Source organism: Thalassotalea fonticola, from assembly GCF_032911225.1.
GTDB classification, from domain to species: domain Bacteria; phylum Pseudomonadota; class Gammaproteobacteria; order Enterobacterales; family Alteromonadaceae; genus Thalassotalea_A; species Thalassotalea_A fonticola.
In genome coordinates, this window is sequence record NZ_CP136600.1 from 4,111,062 (window position 1) to 4,131,308 (window position 20,247).

Genomic DNA, 20,247 nt, shown 5'->3' on the forward strand with positions numbered 1-20,247 from the left:
TGTGGGTTTTATTAATTTAATTTTTCGACCACATAAGATATGTTTTCTCGGCAAACTATTTTTACCTTTTCGCCTGACTGAATTTCACTGCCATCACCAAGGGCACTCCAATTACTCCCTTGAAATAAGATCCGCCCTTTTTTATTGCCTGGCCCTATTGTTTCAATGACATCGACTTCATAGCCAAATACATCCAGGTTCTCATCGGTATTTTCAATTCGGCTATCACCTCCGACCATTTTTTGGCCAACGTTTCTAAATACAATGAGCAGCACCATAGAAAGAATGAACCACAAGGTAAAAGCGTGCATCCAGCTGGTAATAATGCCAAATTGCAGGGTAAGCGCTACGGCCAAAGCCGAAGTTCCTAAAAACACTACAATACCACCTGGAATAACCAGCTCAGCCAGCATTAATACAATACCAACACTGCCCCAAGCGAATACATCATTACTAAAATCCATAAGGCACCTCTAAATATTATTAACGGCTTTAATTAAGCTTGAATGTGAGAATAAAAACAATCATTTTGTTAATAAAGCATTAATCAATATAACAGCGTTTTTATTAAAATGCGACATATTATGTCAAAGAGGTTTTATCTGAACGGTAAATAAATATTTGTAAATTCGCTTAACACAGGCTTTTGACATGCTAAATTAACTCTATAATTAACATAACGTTTTTATTGAAAGGAATATCGTTTGCCGAATTCACCAGAGCAACCAACCCTTAACTCTTATGAGCCACTTTCACATGCGGTTTTATGGATTATGGGACTATACGTTCCAACCATATTTTTAAGCATTATCATTGTGATGTACGCCGAGTCTAATCCGCAAATCATTGATACCGCTAAATGGTTAACTGACGGTGATGTAACCACTGTCTTTTCAATTTTAATGGCGATTTTTACTGTGCCTTTATTAGCTTACGGTACTAGGAATTTATCAACTAAACAACGGCTTGATTATTTTGCTTTGCAGCATAGATTTAATTTTAATGAGTTTAAACCTTGGTTAATGCTTACACTCGTATATATAGTACTGAGTTACTTGATTAACATTCTGCTTGATGTTCGCATGCCACAGTGGATGTTAGATATGAGGGACACCATAGACTATGGCTGGTTAAGCTTGTTATCCGTCTGCCTTATTGCCCCTATATTTGAAGAGTTAGTGTTTCGCGGTTTTATCTTTAGCAAAATAGAACGAACTCGGTTAAGAAAGTCAGGCGCGGTTGTTGTTACAGCTATTATTTTTACTCTGATCCATACCCAGTATGACGGCATAGTATTAGCCGATTTATTTGTCCTATCTGTATTGCTATCTTTTATTCGTTTAAAAACCAACAACCTTAAATATTGTATTGCCGTGCATATGCTAAATAATATGGTGTCTGCACTTTTTCTAATTTAAAAAATAAAACCGCAGTTGTATAAACAACTGCGGTTTTATAATTTGCTTGTAGCTTGTAGCTTGTAGCTTGTAGCTTGTAGCTTGTAGTTACAGTGATAAGTTATTTAAAACTTCGTCATCAACTAAGTTAGCCAAGGTAACTTTTAGCTTAGGCGTTCTTGCCATTTCACGTTTAATGGCAAAATTTGCTTCTTCATTTCGTGCCCAGCTGCGTCTGGCAATACCGTTGTTTACATCAAATAACAGCATAGATTTAAGTCTACGCTCTGAGTCTTCGCTGCCGTCGAGCAGCATACCAAAGCCACCGTTGGTCACTTCTCCCCAGCCAACACCACCACCATTATGGATAGAAACCCATGTTGCACCACGGAAACTGTCACCAATAACGTTGTGGATAGCCATATCTGCGGTAAAGCGACTGCCATCATAAATGTTAGATGTTTCGCGGAACGGTGAATCTGTACCACTTACATCATGATGATCACGACCTAATACCACAGGGCCAATTTCGCCGCGATTAATGGCATCATTGAATGCTTTTGCTATTTCAATTCGACCTTGTGCATCGGCATAAAGAATTCGTGCTTGCGAGCCAACTACTAATTTGTTTTGCTTAGCGTCTTTAATCCAGGTGATATTGTCCTGCATTTGTTGCTGAATTTCTTCAGGTGATTCTTCTTTGATCTTAGCTAATACACTTGCTGCGATTGCATCGGTTTTATCCAGATCTTCAGATTTCCCTGAAGCACATACCCAACGAAATGGTCCAAAGCCATAGTCGAAACACATAGGTCCAAGAATATCTTGAACATAAGAAGGGTATTTAAAGTCGATGCCGTTTTCAGCCATTACATCACCACCGGCGCGAGATGCTTCTAACAAGAAAGCGTTGCCGTAATCGAAGAAATAAGTGCCTTTAGCTGTATGCTTATTCACGGCATCAGCATGACGCTTCAACGTTTCTTGCACTTTAACTTTGAACACTTCTGGCTCTTCACGAATTAGTCGATTCGATTCTTCATAGCTGATGTCTACCGGGTAATAACCACCTGACCAAGGGTTATGCAAAGATGTTTGGTCTGAGCCTAAATGAATAAAGATTTCTTGCTCAAAGAAAGATTCCCAAACGTCAACAATATTACCTATGTAAGCAATAGATACGACTTCTTCATTTGCTTGCGCTTCTTTAACACGATTAATAAGCGCATCCATGTTATCGATAAGCTCATCAACCCAACCTTGCTGATGACGCTTAGTCGCAGCTTTCGAGTTCACCTCAGCACATACAGTAATACAGTTAGCTATATTACCGGCTTTTGGTTGAGCACCACTCATGCCGCCTAAACCTGCGGTTAGGAAAATTTTACCTTTCGAAGTTTCACCTTTGTTTAAGACTTTACGGAACGCGTTCATCACCGTAATTGTGGTACCGTGAACAATGCCTTGTGGGCCAATATACATAAATGAACCAGCTGTCATCTGTCCGTATTGGGTAACACCTAAGGCGTTAAACTTTTCCCAATCATCAGGTTGTGAGTAATTAGGGATCATCATGCCATTAGTAACAACTACACGCGGCGCATCCTTAGAAGACGGAAACAGTCCCATAGGGTGGCCAGAGTATAGATGTAACGTTTGGTCACTTTCCATTTCACTCAAATACTTCATGGCTAGCAGGTATTGCGCCCAGTTTTGAAACACTGCACCATTACCACCATAAGTAATAAGCTCTTCAGGGTGCTGTGCCACGGCTGGATCTAAATTGTTGTCAACCATCAACATGATAGCTGCTGCTTGCTCACATTTGGCCGGGTAATCAGCAACCGAGCGTGCCTTTAATTCATAGTTCGGCTTGAAGCGGTACATATAGATGCGGCCAAAGTCTTTTAATTCCTGAGCGAACTCTTGCGCTAGTTCCTGATGCCACTCTTTTGGGAAGTAACGCAGTGCATTTCTCAGCGCCAGATGTTTTTCGTCGCTATTAAGAATATCTTTACGTTTAGGAGCGCGGTTAGCGTTCTGCGGATAAGGCTTAGCCACGGGTAATTCAGTTGGAATACCTTGCTTAATTTGTTGTTGAAAATTGATCAAATTTGTCATTGTTAATGGCCCTATAATTAATGTTCAACGTTAACGGTAAACGCTTGTGATTTAACCAAGGTTATCATGGCATCAATATCAGGTTTTAATAATCGGTCTTCTTCAAGCTTATCGACTTTACTTCTGATCAATGCAAAGTTTTTCTCAATCAAATCTGAACATTTGTTTGGTCGTCTAAACTCAATTGCCTGTGCAGCATACATTAATTCAATGGCAAAAATTTTATCCACATTACCTAAAATTTGATTTAGCTTTCTGCCTGAAATACTCCCCATAGATACGTGATCTTCTTGACCCATAGAGGTTGGTACACTGTCAGCCGAAGGTGGGAAACACAAAGATTTGTTTTCTGTTACTAAGGCTGCTGTTGCATATTGCGGGATCATCATACCTGAATTTAAGCCACCAGCTTTTGTTAACAAGCGTGGTAAACCGTGCAAGCCTTCCAATAATAAATAACAACGTCTGTCTGAAATATTACCTAATTCAGAAGCTGCAATTGAGGCGTAATCTAACACCATAGCAAGAGGTTGACCGTGGAAACTGCCGCCAGAAATGGCTTCTTCACTACTGATAACAATTGGGTTATCAGTTACCGAGTTCATCTCTATTTCAGATAATTCCTTTAAGTGATAATAAGCATTGCGCGATGCGCCGTGCACTTGCGGAATACATCTTAATGAATAAGGGTCTTGTACACGATCACATTCTTCGTGATCAGCCATATTTTGTGAATCTTTAAAAAAGCTTCTCATCCGCGCTGCAACTTCCAAATTACCCTTAAATGCCCGGGTCTGATGGAGCTCTTCTCTAAATGGTGATTCACTGCCTTGCATGCCTTCAATACTCATCGCACCGGTTAAGTCTGCTAAGTCCAGTAAGTAACGCATTTTGGTTAATGCAGTGATGGCATGAGATAAAATAAATTGCGTACCGTTGATAAGGGCCAAGCCTTCTTTGGCATGCAAGTCTAGTGGTGCTAAACCATGTTTGCTTAACACTTCTGCCGCAGGAACAATTTTATTGTCTTGCCAAAACTCACCTTCACCAAGTAGCGGTAAGAACAAATGAGAAAGTGGCGCTAAATCGCCGGAAGCGCCTACTGAACCTTGCTCTGGTACAACTGGAATTAGGTCTAGTTCGATAAAGGTTAGCATGCGCTCAACAACTTCAAGACGGATACCTGAAAAGCCACGACTTAAAGCATGTACTTTGGTGATCAGCATTAGTTTTGAAATCGCTTTAGCAATAGGCTCACCTACACCTACCGCGTGGGTAATGAGTAGATTTTTTTGTAACAAATTGGTCTCACTAGGCGAAATTTGCGTATCACACAAAGGACCAAAGCCAGTATTTATACCATATACTGGCTTGTCTGAACTCGCCATTTTTTCGACATTTTGGCGACTTTTATTGATTTGATCTAATGCTTCTTGGCAAAGCTCTGCCTTGATACTACCGTCGGCTATGCCGTTTACAATATCAAGTTCTAGGCGGTCAACACCATATTTAAACGTCACATTGTTCTCCTAAATATTTTTAAAGTTTTAAATGCCCACCAAGGCGATACTTATCACCCGGTGAGGTTAAAATAGCTAAGCTCACCACACCGGTTCTTGACCAAGTGCGACGCTTTACTTGTAAACAAGGTTGTTGGCTTTCAATTGCCAATAACTCAGAAATTTTTGCTTCAGCAATTATTGCTTCAATTTGATGAGTTGCTTCGGTAAGCGGTGCTTCTTTGCTTAAATACTCATGTGAAGTGATAACGCTAAAGTCTTGATTGATATACTCAGAAACTAATGCAGCATTCACAAATCGTTGCTCTAACTGAATTGCAACGTCATTTTGCTTGTGCAATATTTTTGATAAATACACAGTATCGCCAAGGGCAATATCAAGCTCTAAGGCCAATTCGGCATTTGCTTTAATTTGTTCTAAACTGATTACCTTCGCGGTATATTGATGACCCGCTTCTCTGATCTCATCGGCAATGTTGCGAATTTCCATCAGAGATGATTGCGACTTTAAACATGCTACAAATGTACCTGAACCTTTTGAGCGGTTTAAAACACCTTCATCGGTTAACTCTTGTAATGCCCTGCGAGCAGTCATTCGTGACACCTCAAATTGTTCAGCTAACTCATTTTCAGAAGGCACGCGTTGATGCTCGGCCCACTTACCAGACTCAATCTGTTCAAAAATAAACTGTTTAATTTGTGTAAATTTAGCGGGTGCCATCATAATCCTTAGAAATAACCAAGCTTAAGTTGTATATACAATTAAGTGCGATGGCTAATATCGCATAAAAAATCTGTATATACAAGTTGTATGATTAAGTTAAGCCTTATTCTTGTGTCGTGTGTGTTGGTTCTAGCTCGTGGCGAGTTCTTTTCATGAACGACGAACTCTTCAATTTCGCCATGTCCATTACTGAATATATTATTGAATAAAACTAAGAAATAAATATGTCGCTAGCATTATTGCGACCCACATAGCCATACTTCCTGACGGATAATTTCGCGAAAGCAAGTTGCTCAGTCGATTATTTTTTTCTGCGATATAAGTTAAGCAAATAGTTAACTTTAGCTTAACCTCTTGTCGTAATGTGCGATCTATTTGCCAAATGATGGTAAACATATTTTGCAACACTGTTGGCAACGCACGGCGATAAATCCAATCGAAATCTAAATTGGTTGCGCGAAGCTCAGGAGGGTACAGCCCTTTGAGGTTAAGCCAGACAAAAGCTAAAGCTGAAAAAAACAATAACTGAGTCTGCGCTAGCACATGACTTGCATCATAAGGGTTGTATCCTGTGTCATACGGCAATAAGGCATATAATCCTTGCGGATAGATACCAATGGCAATGCAAAGACTAGCAGCTATCGCCATTGCCAATAACATATTTTTAGGGGGATCGTTTGCTCGAATGCCGCAGTCGTGGGCGAAGAAGGCGAAATAGGGAATTTTTATCCCGGCATGATGAAATACACCTGCAGAGGCAAACAGTAATATAAGCCAGATCCAATCAAACCCTTCTTCAATAGCCGCAGACATAATCATTGATTTACTCACAAAACCGCTAAACAGGGGAAAAGCTGAAATTGAAGCTGCACCGATAATGCAGAGTATCGTTGTTTTAGGCATGGTTTTGTATAAACCACCGAGTTCAGAGCCATTTATCCGTCCTGTCATGTGCAATACCGCCCCCATCGACATAAATAGCAAGCCCTTAAAAATTACATCATTAAAGGCATGAGATACTGCGCCATTAATAGCAAGCGCAGTGCCAATACCGATGCCGACCACCATGAATCCCACTTGGTTTATCAGGCTATAGGCCAATACCCGGCGTAAATCATTTTCAATGACAGCAAAAAATATTGGGAAACAGGTCATGGCAGCACCAATATATACCAGCAACTCAGTCCCAGGGAATGCACGGGCAAGTGCGTAAACAGCGACTTTTGTAGTAAATGCACTGAGAAATACTGTTCCGGTCACGGTTGCTTCAGCATAGGCATCAGTTAACCAGTTATGGACCATAGGAAAAGCACACTTGATACCAAAAGCAATGAAAACAAGCCATCCTGCTACACTATCTAAACCAATATAACCAAACTCTAATGTGTTGTTTTCAGTGAAGTAAAAAAGAGTACCGGCAAGAAGAATTACACCAGATAAAACTTGAATAACGAGATAACGCATCCCTGAGGCATATGAACGCTGTGTTCTGCGTGCCCAAATAAGAAACACTGAAGTAAGAGCTAACAACTCCCAGAAAATGAATAAAGTTAACAAGTCGCCGGCAAAAACAGCGCCCAAACCGCTGCCAATATACATCATTGCTGCCACTTGTTGCATGGAATCGCGCAGATGTAACGAGTAAATAATGCCCATGAGTGCAGCAAGATGAAATACATAGCCAAACATTAGACTTAACTTATCGACACGGTAAGGAATAAGATGATAGTCAAATAAGGAAAACTGCAGATGAATACTTTCTGGTATCATCCATAGATGTACTGCACTGGCTATGGGGATCACTATCATTATCACGCCACGCAACATGCCGCGAGTGAGCGCTACAAGTAATGCACCGATAAAAAAGGGAACAAAAGCAGGGATCTCAATCATCCACATGGTGATCCCCTATGTCTTTGCTATTTTTTACATCATCATTATGGGATATTGCGCCATCATCCATACCTTCATTATCATAATAGTCTTCTTCTCGCCTAAGAAACGTTCGCATCCAGGTAGCAACACGTACGAGAACAACGCAACTAATAAAACCATAAATGGGGTAAAATCCCCATAAACTTTCCCAGCCATGACTAACATCACGAGGAATAACAAAATCTAAAATAAACAATAAAATACAGCAGCTATAAAGCAAGTATAAAGCTCGCTTTATGTTTTTAGGATGATCAAATAGGTACTTTTTCTTATCTTCCATTAATTATTCCCTACTGCTTAAAACATTTGATGCCAACTCAAACAAAGGCTGAGGATAAATAAATAACGTTAAGCAACCTAGAGTGGTAATAACAATGGCAATTAGTAATGTTAAAGGTGCTTCTTTTATTGGTATTGTTGTTAACATACTGCTCGAAGATGTCGCTTTTTTAGAATATTTATTCGACTCTCTATTGGTGATGAGAACGGGGAAAAATGCGTGAAAGGGGATAGGTAACAAGTAAGCAATGTTAACTAAAGAGCTAAGCATTAACACCACCATTAATAGCCATTGCTCGGTTTCAACTGTAGCCATCATTAAAAACCACTTGCTCCATGTTCCCCCTGTAGGCGGAACCCCAATAATACTGAGACTGGCAATAAAAAATGCAACCATTGTCAGCGGCATTTGTCGGCCTATACCGCGCATTTCGCTTATTTTTGATTTATTTAGGGTGACTAAAATAGCCCCTGCACAAAAGAACAAGGTGATTTTGCCAAACGCATGCATGGCAATATGCATGGAACTGCCAATAATACCTGACGAAGTCGCCAACAAAGCGCCAATAGTGACATAACCTAATTGACTGACGGTAGAATACGCCAACCTTGCTTTTAAATTATCTTGTTTCATCGCAACAAGTGAAGCAAGCAACACAGAGGCAGCTACGAGATAGAGTAAAAATTGGGTGGTTGATAATACCGACAGTAAATCCAGTCCAAAAATAAGCACGCATATTTTTACAATGCTAAATACACCGGCCTTCACCACGGCAACCGCATGTAAAAGGGCACTCACTGGAGTTGGTGCAATCATAGCTGCGGGTAACCAGCGATGAAAAGGCATAATAGCAGCCTTACCAATACCAAAAATGAACAACACTAGCAGAGTTCCAGCTATGGTTTTGTCAACATCTGCATCAAATATACCGCCAAGTTTAAAATCTAATGTGCCAGCGACAAACCAGGTACTGACGATAGCTAACAGAAAAAACACGATTGAAGTGCTAAGTAGAATGCCGAGATAGGTTCGACCAGCTCTTTTGGCTTTAGCGGTACCTGCATGCGTAACTAAAGGATAAGTAGATAAGGTCAATACTTCATAAAAAATAAATAAAGTAAACAGATTCGCTGAAAAAGCAAGGCCGATCACTGCACCAATGGCAATGGCAAAACAACTATAAAAACGGGTTTGATTATGCTCTTGATGAGAGCGCATATAACCAATGGCGTAACATGCAGTGACTGGCCAGAGGAAGCTAGCCGTTAAAGCGAACAACATGCCGAGTGGCTCAACATCAAAACTTACTGTTAAACCGGGTAAAAGTTCCCACCAGAAAACACCGATTGTTGCTCCTAAAGAGAGTCCTTGGTATAGATTAACAACCAAATAAACCAATATTAAACTGCTAGTGATGGTCACAGCTTCTCGAAGATTTGGTTTATTTCCAGCCGCTACAATAATGAGTGGTGTCAACAATGGGACAATAATAGATAGTTGTAGCATCAGCTCTAAAGAAAGTTTCATGGGGTTATTCCAAACAAACTCTGAGCCGCCGCCTGCGCCACCTGTACACTAAGGCGAGTATCAATACCAAAATAAAAGTTGGCGATTGTTAGTGTCCATATGGGGACTAGAAACAGCATTGGCGCTTCTTTTACTGCTGCGTTATTAACGGGTGGCTCCTTAAAATAAGCGACTTCGATGATTCGCCAGACATAAATAACAGCTAATATTGCCGCTAACAGAATAAGCACAGCAACTGGCCACCACCCCTGTGCCAACAATGCGGTTAGCAGATACCATTTGCTGACAAAACCAACGGTTAATGGCATACCAATTAAACTTAAGCCACCAATTACGATAGCAGCCATAGTCAGTGGCATCTGGCGGCCTAAACCGTGAAAGTTATTGAGCTGAACATTACCCAACCGATACATCACAGCAGCTAAGGCTAAAAAAATCGCGCTTTTCATCAACGCGTGATTAAACACGTGCAATAGAGTGGCGGTTAAACCGGTTACTGTACTGATGCTAAAACCAACAATCATATAGCCAATTTGAGCTATGCTCGAATAGGCAAACAGGTGTTTAATATTTTTTTGATAAATTGCCGAAATTGAGGCAATAAAAATGCCGATTAGGCCAAGTGCCATAAACAAAGTTTGTAAAGGCATGGTGGTGAAAGAAAAAGACAGGCCAAAAACCGAGAACGTAAAACGAACAAGTAAATAAATAGCAACTTTTGTTGCTGTTGCGGCGAAGAAGGCGGTGACAATTGAAGGCGCGTAAGCGTATGCATTAGGTAACCACTGGTGAAGGGGGAACAGTGCAAGCTTCAAACATACGCCGACAATAATAAAAGCAAAAGCAGTAAATACGGTACGTGTTTGTGCAACTTCAGGTAGGCGCTGGGAGAGATCCTGCATGTTCAGTGTTCCCGTCATTTGATACATCAAGCCAACACCAATTAAGATAAAAGTTGCACCGATAGTTCCCATAACCAGGTATTGATAAGAGGCCCAAAGCGCGCGTCTGTCTTTACCCATAGCGATTAAAGCATAAGTAGAAAGTGAAGATACTTCTAAAAAGACAAAAACATTAAATGCATCACCAGTAACGACAATACCCAACATACCGGTGAGTGATAACAGATATAAAACATAAAAGAGTGTGTGTTTGTTTTTATCTATTTCTTTTTCAATGCTAGTTTGAGCGGCGAATAAAACCGTGGTACTTATTGCTGAAACAATCAGTAAAACAAAGGCATTAAGCTTATCAATTCGGTATTCAATTCCCCAAGGTGGCTGCCAGCCGCCTAATTCGTAACTCAGCACTCCAGACGTCATTACTTGTTGTAATAACAAAATACTGATCAAAAATGTCAAGCTACTCACCAATAGAGAAAACAGCCAGACCAGCTGAGCACGCTTTAATAGCAGGCAAATCGGTGCAGCCATGAGCGGGACAATCACTTGCAAAACCGGAAGATGTGCTATCACTCTTCTTTTCTCACTTTTTTGTCTGCCTCGAATTGATTATCTTGTTGTTGAATTTCGTCTTCTTCAATGCTGCCATAAGCTGCTTTTATGCGAACCACTAATGACAGCGCCAAAGCGACGGTGGCAATACCGACCACAATAGCAGTAAGAATTAAAGCATGCGGTAAAGGGTTAGAATAGTGCATGATATCGTCTGCTAATATAGGTGCTGTACCACCATCAACTTTTGCCATACTGATATAAAATATGAATACAGAGGTTTGGAAAATAGTCAGCCCAACGATCTTTTTAATTAAGTTGCCATGAGCAATCACGACATATAGTCCGCTCATCATCAGCATTACCACAATCCAATAATTAAAAAGCCCGGTTAACATTAAGATGACTCCTGATTATATTTGTGTTTATTACTCTGTAGCATCTCCCTATAGTCGGCAAAGTTGAAAAAAATAATGATCATGACTGAAGCTACAGTACAGCCAACGGCCCACTCGATTAAAAGAATGCCCAAATGCTGACCAGCAATGGGATCATTGGATAAGAAATTATAGTCAAAGAAATTCCCTCCGTTGAGTAAAGAGACGAGACCAACGCAGCTATATAGCAAAACACCAGCAGCAGAAATTAACTGGATAAAAGGTTGATTAATGACAATACGTGCGCTGCTCAAACCAAATAACATCGCATACAGAATAATAGCCGCAGCGAAGATCACCCCTGCCTGAAAACCACCACCAGGGCCGAAATCGCCATGAAATTGAACATAAAGGGCAAACAACAGAATAAACGGGATCAACATTTTAGTAACAATGCGGACAACAAGGTGCTGCTCATGCATTGAATAATTGATGCACGCAATTTTGTCATCATCAACTGGACGGCGAACGATGGACAACAATGCCAACACCCCAATACCAGCAGTAAAGATGACAACCAGTTCACCGAAAGTGTCAAACGCTCTATAGCTTGCCAGTATAGACGTTACGATATTGACGATACCAATCTCTTGCATTGAATCGTTAATATACCTAGGTGCAACATGGTTGTGGATCGGTGCATCGGCAGAGCCAAAATATGGCATATCTAACGTGCCATAGATCAACAAGCCACCTGTTATGATTATAATAAGTAGTGCCGGAAAAGGGTTATGTCGTGTTGTCTTCTCACTGCGTCCGGTTATCGTAATGACCACTAACATTAGCAAGGTAGATATACCCGCTCCCACTGCGGCTTCAGTAAAGGCGACATCGACTGCATCCATAGCAACAAAAAAGCTAGCGGACAATAAACCATAAATACCTGAGAGCATAACGACTGCAAACAGGTCTTTCATTCTAATTATGGCAATAGCAACAGCCGACAATAAGGTTAATAATACGATATCAATCACGATTTCGATGAGGTAGTCTCCTTACTTTCTAAATCAAGAGAACTTTGCTCAACACCGTTATGGTTAAGTTTTGGCATCAGCCCATTATGCAAAGCTGCTTTAGCTAATACATGGCTTGTGGTAGGGCTAATCAACAAGGTCAGTAATAAGATCATTACTAACTTGGCAAACACTAAAAGATCGGTACTGTGCATCATCAGACCGAGCAAAATCATGCCCGTACCAAGGGTATCTGTGACGCCAACTGCATGCATACGAGTATAGAAATCGGGAAAGCGTAAAATGCCAACACCACCTGAAACACAGAGAAAGCTACCGATAAATAAACACACGCCACTACTGATATCTAAAAAAGCATCCATTTAGCGCTCCTTTTCTGTCGATTCATTATTGGATGTTTCTGCGCTAGGCGTATGCTTGAATTGATTAGAATCTGAATAACGTAATACACCAATTACACTGATAAAGTTGATCAGTGCATAGACAATCGCGATATCCAAGAATTGCGGTCGCCCCATGACAAAGCCTAATAAAGAAATCAGCAGTACCGTTTTAGTGCCAAACATATTGACGGCCAAGATTCGATCATAAAGTGTTGGCCCGACCATACCTCTGATGGTTGCTAAAATCATGGCGATAAAAATGGCAAGTGTGGCAGCAACTAACATTAGTGTTCCAACAGGCATACTCGGCGATCCATCTCACCGGCTTGTAAGGATTCAATATCCATAGAGAGTAGGGCATGCACTATAATTTCGTCGTCTACCAGATCGATTGTTACCGTTCCTGGGGTTAAGGTAATGGAGTTTGCATAAATGACTTTTCCCATATCAGTTTTTTGATTGATTTTAATTTTTTTTAGTGTCGGTGATATGCTTTCCTTACCAAGCCAAATGTGCTTTACCACTTTGATATTGGCTTGAATAATCTCTTTGATAAGCCACAAATAGTAACCAAATATATTACGCGTTAAATATAGCGGTTGAGATTCATGATCAACAACATCCATTTGATGTGAAATAATTAACACTAAGATAATAGAAGCAGCCGCAAGCAACAAAATGAGTGCGCTATAGTGACCTGAATTGAGTAACCAAAATGCAGCTAATGTCACAAACAAACTGATGGTATGTCGTTTCATGAATCCTAACCTCTAGTTATTTAAAAAAAATTACATAATTACCATTGTGGCTAGCAAAATCAGATATGTTAAATGCGATGAAAAGGTATTCTATTGGGAGTAATTCAAGTCTATATCTTCGCTGAATATACGCCTTTACTGTTTGCTCGAGTTCAACTTAACAACTTTAACTATGAGCACCTCTAACTCTCCCTCTGTGAACAAAACAGAGTTTTAGCTTTATCTGAATTGGTTTTGAAAGCGATACAAGGTTCATTTAAGAATTGATCACCATCGAGCCATTTTGTAATCTGTAATAATCTGTTCCTCATTTGAAAAATATAATGTCGTCAGCTGGAATTTTTTGCTTATAAATACAAATTAGAGTGACATCAATTTGACTACGTTTTTGAAATTATTTTGTGAGATTATTTAATTTTGTGCTGGTTTAATTATCAAACAATCGGTGCGTAAATGATGCATCACCTTTTCGGCAAGATTACCCAAAAAGAAGCCACTAACGCCTTCTCGGCCAACGCAGCCTATAATTACCAAATCACTATTTAATTCGTTGGCCTGATGAGGAATGGTTCTATCCGGTGGTCCTGCGGTGATATGATTGGTCACATAACTCATATCAAAGTCAGCGAGCAGTTGCTGCATTTTTTCAGTCGCAGCGGGTGCTTTTTTTTGTTTGACTGAATGTTTATTCACCACGTCAAATTCCAGCAGCGGTTTGGCAATGGGAATACTATACATTGCGTGTAATTGGTTGTGGGTAACTCCAGACAAGGCTTTTCCCCAGCCTAGTATTAAAGAGTTTAGTTGTTGATGAGTTTTTTCATCAGTTGATAAGTCTAAAGCTAATAAAATATTGGTTTTACTGTTCCACTTAACGTGGCTGGCGATTAATATTGGACAGGGTAAGTGACGTGTTAATGTCCAGTCGGAAGGGGTGTGAAACAACGATTCACTACGGTGCCCGCCCTTAATCACTAGATCTACAGGCTGTTGAACACAGCGATTAACCACCCAGTCAGCAATATTATCACTAATAATCACTTCGCTAGTGATTTTTGATTCCCCATCAAAAATGCTCTTAATATTTGAATTAAGTGACTGTTTAGCCTGTTCTATATGTTGTTCGAGGGTGATATCTGAGTCGTTGCTGGGATGAATAAATTTGATTATTTCTACCGTCGCTCGCATAGGTAGGGTAATATCACGAGCCTTTTCTAATGATAGTATATCGTCGTCTTCTATATCAGCAATAACCAATACCAGTTTACTCATGGATTTCACTCCTGTTGTACTACTATATGAGAGCATAATCTAGGCTTTAGCAATTATAGATTGATTGCTCTGTAACACATTGCTCTTAAATAAACAGCAAGTTCATAACCAATAAGTATAATCCATGAATACAAAAGGTGTGAGTGAATGTAGCTCGCTCAATATAGATGATTATTGGACTACTTAGTCTTCCTACTTTGCATAACATTATTTATAGCAACGTTCAGGTTGTCAGCTATACATTAAAATGATATTAACCGCTTTAATGTATAGTCCTTTTTATCTTGTTTATGTATTTATCTGACTTAAAGATGTTTCAAAAGTTCATCCCACTTCACTAGAGAGCTCTAATACAGATGGCTTTGAGTATTTTAACGATTATAGAAGTTCACAAGTTGTTGCTTCGAAAAATGCCCGTTAGGTTGTTTAATAACCTAATGGCGAATTCATTGCACGAACAATAGCCTGAAGCACAAGCAAACTTATCAAATGGCATTGCAGCATTATTAGTTAGTATTAGTGACCAAATAACGCGGCATAACTGCGAATGCGCTGGCCATGCCAGTACCGTCCATCGAATTTGTTAGCTAATGCAACTGCAGCTTCTCTGCTAATGTTCAACCTGACCCACGCCTCGCTATTATTTGTTTCAGCCCTATGAACAATTATTATCTGTTCTATACTGCTTCGCTGAAAATGTAACAACAGGCGAAGCTCTTCTTCATAGACCTTTAGCGGCAGGTTAGAAAATTGTAATTCCCATGATTTTATCATCATTAACAATACCAAACTTAATACTTATTTATCGCCCTATAGATTATAGACGATGGCGTTGTTAATTTAGCGCCTGCCTTAGGATTATGTGATGATTTTGATATAAAAATGCAAATGTTTATTTTGAACATCGTTTCAATAGTCGTATATGACTTTAATGTAATTGTATAGTGATATTGGTTAATCTTTCTTTACTTACCGTGCGACGAAATCTTGTAATAGACAGTTACATTTTTAAAGTAGCTGATAACAAAGATTTCTGTATCCTTACATCATTGCAACGAATGTAACATCTAATCGATTTGATTAAGGGATAAACTGTGACACGTAAAAAGCAAATTATTGTACCGATCGTCATTTTAGCAACTGGGATTTTGTTGTTTGTTGGCTTTTCAAGCATGAAAAAGCCACCGGAAGAAAAGGCTGATGTTGATATTACACCAATTGTCGCAGTTGAAGCCGTTACGGTTGCACCAATGACTCTGCAAGTAAGCTCGTACGGTATTGTGAAGCCTAAATATGAAACAGCATTAGTCGCGCAAGTTAGTGGTCAAATAGTTGCGCTGTCTGAAGACTTTGTTCGTGGTAAATTTGTTAACAAAGGGACATTACTCGCTCGTATCGACCCCAATGATTATGAAGCAGCCCTTATTGAAGCTCAAGCCAATATGGCATCTGCTCGTGCCGCACTAGAAACCGAACGTGCGCAAGGCAAGGTAGCCGAGAGTGAATGGAAACGCATTACTAATACTTCACCAACAGAATTAAGCTTACGTAAACCTCAACTTGCTCAGGAAATTGCTCGAGTTAAATCAGCTCAAGCTTCAATTTTAAGAGCTCAGCGTAATTTAGAGCGTACAGAAATACGCGCGCCGTATGATGCGATGATTGACAGCAGAACTATAGGTTTAGGATCGTTTGTTGGGGTTGGTACAAATATTGGGAAACTACTCGGTACAGCTCTAGCAGAAGTTCGATTGCCTGTTGCAGATAACCAATTACAATATTTGACCAATCAAGGTAATGGTGCAGTTGTTAACTTATTAGGTGCTTTTGCTGGTGTGGATGTGCAATGGAGCGCAGTCGTTGCCCGTAGTGAAGGCATTGTCGATAACAATAGCCGGATGACTTATCTAGTCGCTGAGGTAAAAGACCCATACGCCTTGATTGAAGGTGAAACTACGCAAAAGACAGCGTTACGTTTTGGCTCTTATGTTAATGCCGAAATTGTCGGCGTTAAAATAGCTCAGGCTAGTTTGGTACCTCGTTATTTGGTTGAAAATGGCCGTGTGGCGGTATTAGATGCTGAGTCAAAGCTACATTATGTAGATATTGAAATTGCCCGCCAAGAGGGAGGTAATGTAGTTGTTTCTAATGGCTTGTCTGATGGTGACCAACTTATTATCTCTGCCTTAGATTACCCTGTTAATGGCATGAAATTAGCTGTATCGAGCACCTCAGAAGAAAACGAAGTTGAGCAAGATGTCGAAACATCAGCTGTCACTGTGGCGAGTGTAGGAGTTAACTAATGGAAGAGACTAACAAAGGCTTAATTGCTTGGTTTGCCCGCAATAGCGTAGCAGCGAATTTGTTGATGATCTTTATATTAGTGGGTGGCTTTTTAACCATTCAGACGATTAACAAACAGATGTTTCCACAAGTAAAAATCAATTGGATTTCTTATGCCGCGCCTTATCCGGGTGCTGCCCCGCAAGAAGTTGAAGAAGGCATCACTATTAAGATCGAGGAAGCCCTCGAAACCGTGCAAGGCCTTAAACGAGTGATTACTTACTCAAATCGAAATTATTCAAATGGCTGGTTCGAGGTAGAGCTAGACTATGATCCACAAGTGGTTTTAGAGGAAGTTAAATCAGCGATTGATTCAATTTCCAGTTTTCCAGCTGGTATGGAAAGAATCAAAGTTGAACGAGAAAAATTTCGCCAAGAAGTGATGTACATGAGCTTATATGGCGATCTAACCAATGCAGAATTAAAAGAGTTAGGCCGTAAAATTCATACCGAAATACAGCAACTCCCCTTAGTCAATGTGTCGGAATTTTTCAGTGGCTTAAATTATGAAATTTCAATTGAAGTCAGTAAAGATAAACTACGCGAATACGGAATAAGTTTTAGGGATGTTGCGCAAGCAGTACGTAATTATTCAAGAAACATGTCAGCAGGGCAAATTCGTGCTGAAAATGGCTATATAAACTTACGCGTTGAAAACCAAGCTTATCGTGGTCATGAGTTTGAATTAATTCCCGTTATTACCTTAGAAGATGGCACTAAGATTTTACTTGGCGATCTGGCTACTATCATTGATGGCTTCGAAGAAGGCCTACAGTATTCTAAATTTAATGGTAAGAATTCTGCGACCATTTTCATTGGTGCCGCAGACAATCAAAGTATTACTGATGTTGCTGGCGCAGTGAAAAACTATGTCGAAGAAAAACAAGAGGAGTTACCTGAAGGCGTTCAGTTAGAAACATGGGTAGACATGACTTATTACCTTGAAGGCCGCTTAAACATGATGTTAGACAATATGAAAAGTGGCGCGGTATTAGTTTTTTTAATGTTGGCGATATTTCTTCGTGTTCGTTTGGCCTTTTGGGTGATGATGGGATTGCCGGTCTGTTTTTTAGGCACGCTTTTAGTGATGCCGATGGAATTTGTCAATGTAACCATTAACGTGATCAGCTTATTCGCCTTTATCTTAGTCTTAGGTATTGTCGTCGATGATGCCATTGTTATGGGCGAAAGTGCCCATGATGAAATAGAGGAGCATGGCCATACCACTGAAAACGTGATTAGAGGGGTGAAGCGAGTTGCTATGCCTGCAACCTTTGGCGTGCTGACAACTATCGCGGTATTTGTGCCCTTTCTTTTTGGTGAGGGGCCGTCATCAGCCTTTGGCAAAGCCATAGGCGCAGTGGTTGTCTTATGTTTAATTTTCTCTTTGATTGAATCTAAATTAATCCTGCCTGCGCACTTAGTGAAAATGAAAGTGAAGGAATTTAATCCTAAAAACCCATTGGATAGAATTCGCCGTGTGGTTGATGTGAAGTTGAAAAGCTTTATCGAGAATGTGTATCGCCCAGCGCTGGTTATATGTATTGAGTATCGTTATGCGGTATTAATGTTCTTTATTAGTTTGATGTTAATTAGTGCCGGTTTATTTTCTGGTGGTTTTGTTCGCTTTATCGGCCAGCCTAAAATACCTCATGATTTCCCACGTATTAATGTTGAGATGAATGTCGACGCCTCTGAGAAAGCAACACTGAACACCTTATTAAATATTCAACGTATTATTTATCAAATTGATGAGAAAATTGAAGCCGAGCATGGCACTTCAATGATTTCTGATATGCAAGTCGATCTACGCAGCCGTACCAGTGGTCAGGTTATGGTTAAATTGGTTGTGCCTAAACTAAGAGTAATGAACACCTTTGAATTAGCCGACTTGTGGCGTAACGCCATTCCTGATTATCCAGGTGTTAAATCGTTAACGATTGGTGATAACTTTTTTGGTGGTGGCCGCGATGATGGTGACATTGCCTTTCGACTAGAAAGTTTGAATGACGCACAATTATTAGCTGCGGCCCAAGAGCTGAAAGTGAAACTGAATACCCTTAAAGGTGTTGGTGATGTCAATGACAGTCGACAAACCAGCGCCAAAGAAGTACAGCTTGAATTGAAACCTCTAGCCAATAGTCTAGGTTTGACACTGGCGGAAATAGCTTCACAAGTGAGTTACAGCTTTTATGGTTTAGAAGCACAGCGAATTTTACGTGACAGTGAAGAAATAAAAGTTATGGTGCGTTATCCACTTGAGCAACGCAGTAGTGTTGGCCATGTCGATGATGTCATGATCCAAGCTCCGAATGGCGCTGAGCTACCCTTGTCAGAATTAGCAGACATCGTGTTAACTGACGGCGTTACCCGCATTCGTCGAGAAAATGGTAATCGTACTATCAATGTCTGGGCTAGTGTTGATGCTGAACAAGTAGAACCTTTTGAAATTGCTAAAGACATTCGCGATAATTTTATTCCACAATTGTTAAGACAATATCCGCAAGTGCAAAGTGAAGTGTCAGGTAGTATCCAGGAAGAAATGGAAAGTGCCGATTCACAATTACGTGACTTTGTGATTTCGTTAATGGTGATCTTCTCACTTTTAGCTATTCCATTAAAATCTTACTCACAAGCCGTGATGATTATGGTGGTGATCCCCTTTGGTGTCATCGGTGCAGTATTTGGACACTTCATTTTAGGCATGGATTTAAGCGCGCTATCTGTGATGGGGATTCTCGCAGCAGCTGGCGTGGTGGTGAATGATTCTCTAGTGATGGTCGATTACGTCAACAATTCTCGTAAAGCAGGTGTGCCTTTGAAAGAGGCGGTTACTCATGCGGGTACGAAACGTTTTCGGGCCATTATGTTAACCTCGATAACGACCTTTATTGGTTTGGTACCGATCATCTTCTTTGAAACCAGTGCCCAAGCTCAAATTGTGATCCCAATGGCTGTTTCATTATCATTCGGCGTACTGTTTGCCACGATAGTGACCTTAATCTTCATTCCAAGTTTGTATGCCATAATTGAAGATTTGAAGAAGCTGTTTCCTCGTAAAAAATCAGCGTTGAATGTTGCTGCTGATCAGCTAGAAACAGCGAATTAAGTTACGAGACGTG

At 40.2% G+C, this 20,247-nt stretch carries 17 protein-coding genes and 1 pseudogene; 3 read left to right on the plus strand and 15 right to left on the minus strand.

The window, feature by feature from the left end; genetic code table 11:
- Positions 1 to 11 precede the first annotated feature (11 nt).
- Positions 12 to 464: an NfeD family protein gene (locus tag RI844_RS16905; protein WP_348395823.1), complete on the minus strand. Its 453-nt coding sequence runs from the start codon at positions 462 to 464 to the stop codon at positions 12 to 14.
- A gap of 240 nt (positions 465 to 704) precedes the next feature.
- On the opposite strand from RI844_RS16905, the gene RI844_RS16910 reads away from it, so the two are divergent.
- A complete protein-coding gene (locus tag RI844_RS16910; RefSeq protein ID WP_348395824.1) occupies positions 705 to 1,418 on the plus strand; it encodes a CPBP family intramembrane glutamic endopeptidase in 714 nt (237 codons plus the stop codon).
- 87 nt (positions 1,419 to 1,505) lie between these two features.
- Here the strand turns inward: RI844_RS16910 and RI844_RS16915 are convergent, their stop codons facing one another.
- From RI844_RS16915 to RI844_RS16980, 14 genes and pseudogenes are all read right to left on the minus strand, one after another.
- Positions 1,506 to 3,518 carry a urocanate hydratase gene (locus RI844_RS16915; protein WP_348395825.1) on the minus strand — a complete coding sequence of 671 codons (2,013 nt, stop codon included), beginning with the start codon at positions 3,516 to 3,518 and terminating at the stop codon, positions 1,506 to 1,508.
- Positions 3,519 to 3,535: 17 nt separating this feature from the next.
- Positions 3,536 to 5,038: a histidine ammonia-lyase gene (gene hutH / locus RI844_RS16920; protein WP_348395826.1), complete on the minus strand. Its 1,503-nt coding sequence runs from the start codon at positions 5,036 to 5,038 to the stop codon at positions 3,536 to 3,538.
- Positions 5,039 to 5,057: 19 nt separating this feature from the next.
- A complete protein-coding gene (gene hutC, locus RI844_RS16925; RefSeq protein ID WP_348398375.1) occupies positions 5,058 to 5,759 on the minus strand; it encodes a histidine utilization repressor in 702 nt (233 codons plus the stop codon).
- Between the two features lie 201 nt (positions 5,760 to 5,960).
- Complete coding sequence (locus RI844_RS16930) at positions 5,961 to 7,661, minus strand: Na(+)/H(+) antiporter subunit D (RefSeq protein WP_348395827.1); 1,701 nt, start codon at positions 7,659 to 7,661, stop codon at positions 5,961 to 5,963.
- The gene (locus RI844_RS16935) at positions 7,648 to 7,977 is read right to left on the minus strand and encodes a hypothetical protein (protein WP_348395828.1); all 330 of its coding nucleotides are present in this window, start codon (positions 7,975 to 7,977) and stop codon (positions 7,648 to 7,650) included. The genes RI844_RS16930 and RI844_RS16935 overlap by 14 nt, the downstream gene beginning before the upstream one ends.
- A 270-nt stretch (positions 7,978 to 8,247) precedes the next feature.
- A pseudogene (locus RI844_RS16940) lies at positions 8,248 to 9,504 on the minus strand (proton-conducting transporter transmembrane domain-containing protein); the annotation flags it as partial.
- Positions 9,501 to 10,874, minus strand: coding sequence for a monovalent cation/H+ antiporter subunit D family protein (locus RI844_RS16945; RefSeq protein ID WP_348398376.1), 1,374 nt, complete (start codon positions 10,872 to 10,874; stop codon positions 9,501 to 9,503). The gene RI844_RS16945 and the pseudogene RI844_RS16940, both read right to left, overlap by 4 nt.
- A gap of 101 nt (positions 10,875 to 10,975) precedes the next feature.
- A complete protein-coding gene (locus RI844_RS16950) occupies positions 10,976 to 11,356 on the minus strand; it encodes a cation:proton antiporter subunit C (protein ID WP_348395830.1) in 381 nt (126 codons plus the stop codon).
- Positions 11,356 to 12,312: a Na(+)/H(+) antiporter subunit B gene (locus RI844_RS16955; RefSeq protein WP_405054491.1), complete on the minus strand. Its 957-nt coding sequence runs from the start codon at positions 12,310 to 12,312 to the stop codon at positions 11,356 to 11,358. Before RI844_RS16955 ends, RI844_RS16950 begins: the two co-directional genes overlap by 1 nt.
- 53 nt (positions 12,313 to 12,365) lie before the next feature.
- A complete protein-coding gene (mnhG, locus tag RI844_RS16960; protein ID WP_348395832.1) occupies positions 12,366 to 12,731 on the minus strand; it encodes a monovalent cation/H(+) antiporter subunit G in 366 nt (121 codons plus the stop codon).
- Complete coding sequence (locus tag RI844_RS16965; RefSeq protein ID WP_405054421.1) at positions 12,732 to 13,055, minus strand: monovalent cation/H+ antiporter complex subunit F; 324 nt, start codon at positions 13,053 to 13,055, stop codon at positions 12,732 to 12,734. It abuts the gene before it with no gap.
- The gene (locus tag RI844_RS16970) at positions 13,037 to 13,510 is read right to left on the minus strand and encodes a Na+/H+ antiporter subunit E (RefSeq protein ID WP_348395833.1); all 474 of its coding nucleotides are present in this window, start codon (positions 13,508 to 13,510) and stop codon (positions 13,037 to 13,039) included. The genes RI844_RS16965 and RI844_RS16970 overlap by 19 nt, the downstream gene beginning before the upstream one ends.
- A gap of 411 nt (positions 13,511 to 13,921) precedes the next feature.
- A complete protein-coding gene (locus tag RI844_RS16975) occupies positions 13,922 to 14,782 on the minus strand; it encodes a universal stress protein (RefSeq protein ID WP_348395834.1) in 861 nt (286 codons plus the stop codon).
- Positions 14,783 to 15,298: 516 nt separating this feature from the next.
- Positions 15,299 to 15,559 carry an RNA recognition motif domain-containing protein gene (locus RI844_RS16980; protein WP_348395835.1) on the minus strand — a complete coding sequence of 87 codons (261 nt, stop codon included), beginning with the start codon at positions 15,557 to 15,559 and terminating at the stop codon, positions 15,299 to 15,301.
- Positions 15,560 to 15,876: 317 nt separating this feature from the next.
- Here RI844_RS16980 and RI844_RS16985 point away from each other — a divergent pair, with 317 nt between their 5' ends.
- Together RI844_RS16985 and RI844_RS16990 are read left to right on the plus strand one after the other, a co-directional pair.
- Entirely contained in the window at positions 15,877 to 17,085 is a 1,209-nt protein-coding gene (locus RI844_RS16985) for an efflux RND transporter periplasmic adaptor subunit (protein ID WP_348395836.1), read from the plus strand.
- Positions 17,085 to 20,234 (plus strand): efflux RND transporter permease subunit, encoded by a 3,150-nt coding sequence (locus RI844_RS16990; protein WP_348395837.1) that lies wholly within the window; start codon positions 17,085 to 17,087, stop codon positions 20,232 to 20,234. The genes RI844_RS16985 and RI844_RS16990 overlap by 1 nt, the downstream gene beginning before the upstream one ends.
- The last annotated feature ends 13 nt before the right edge of the window (positions 20,235 to 20,247 follow it).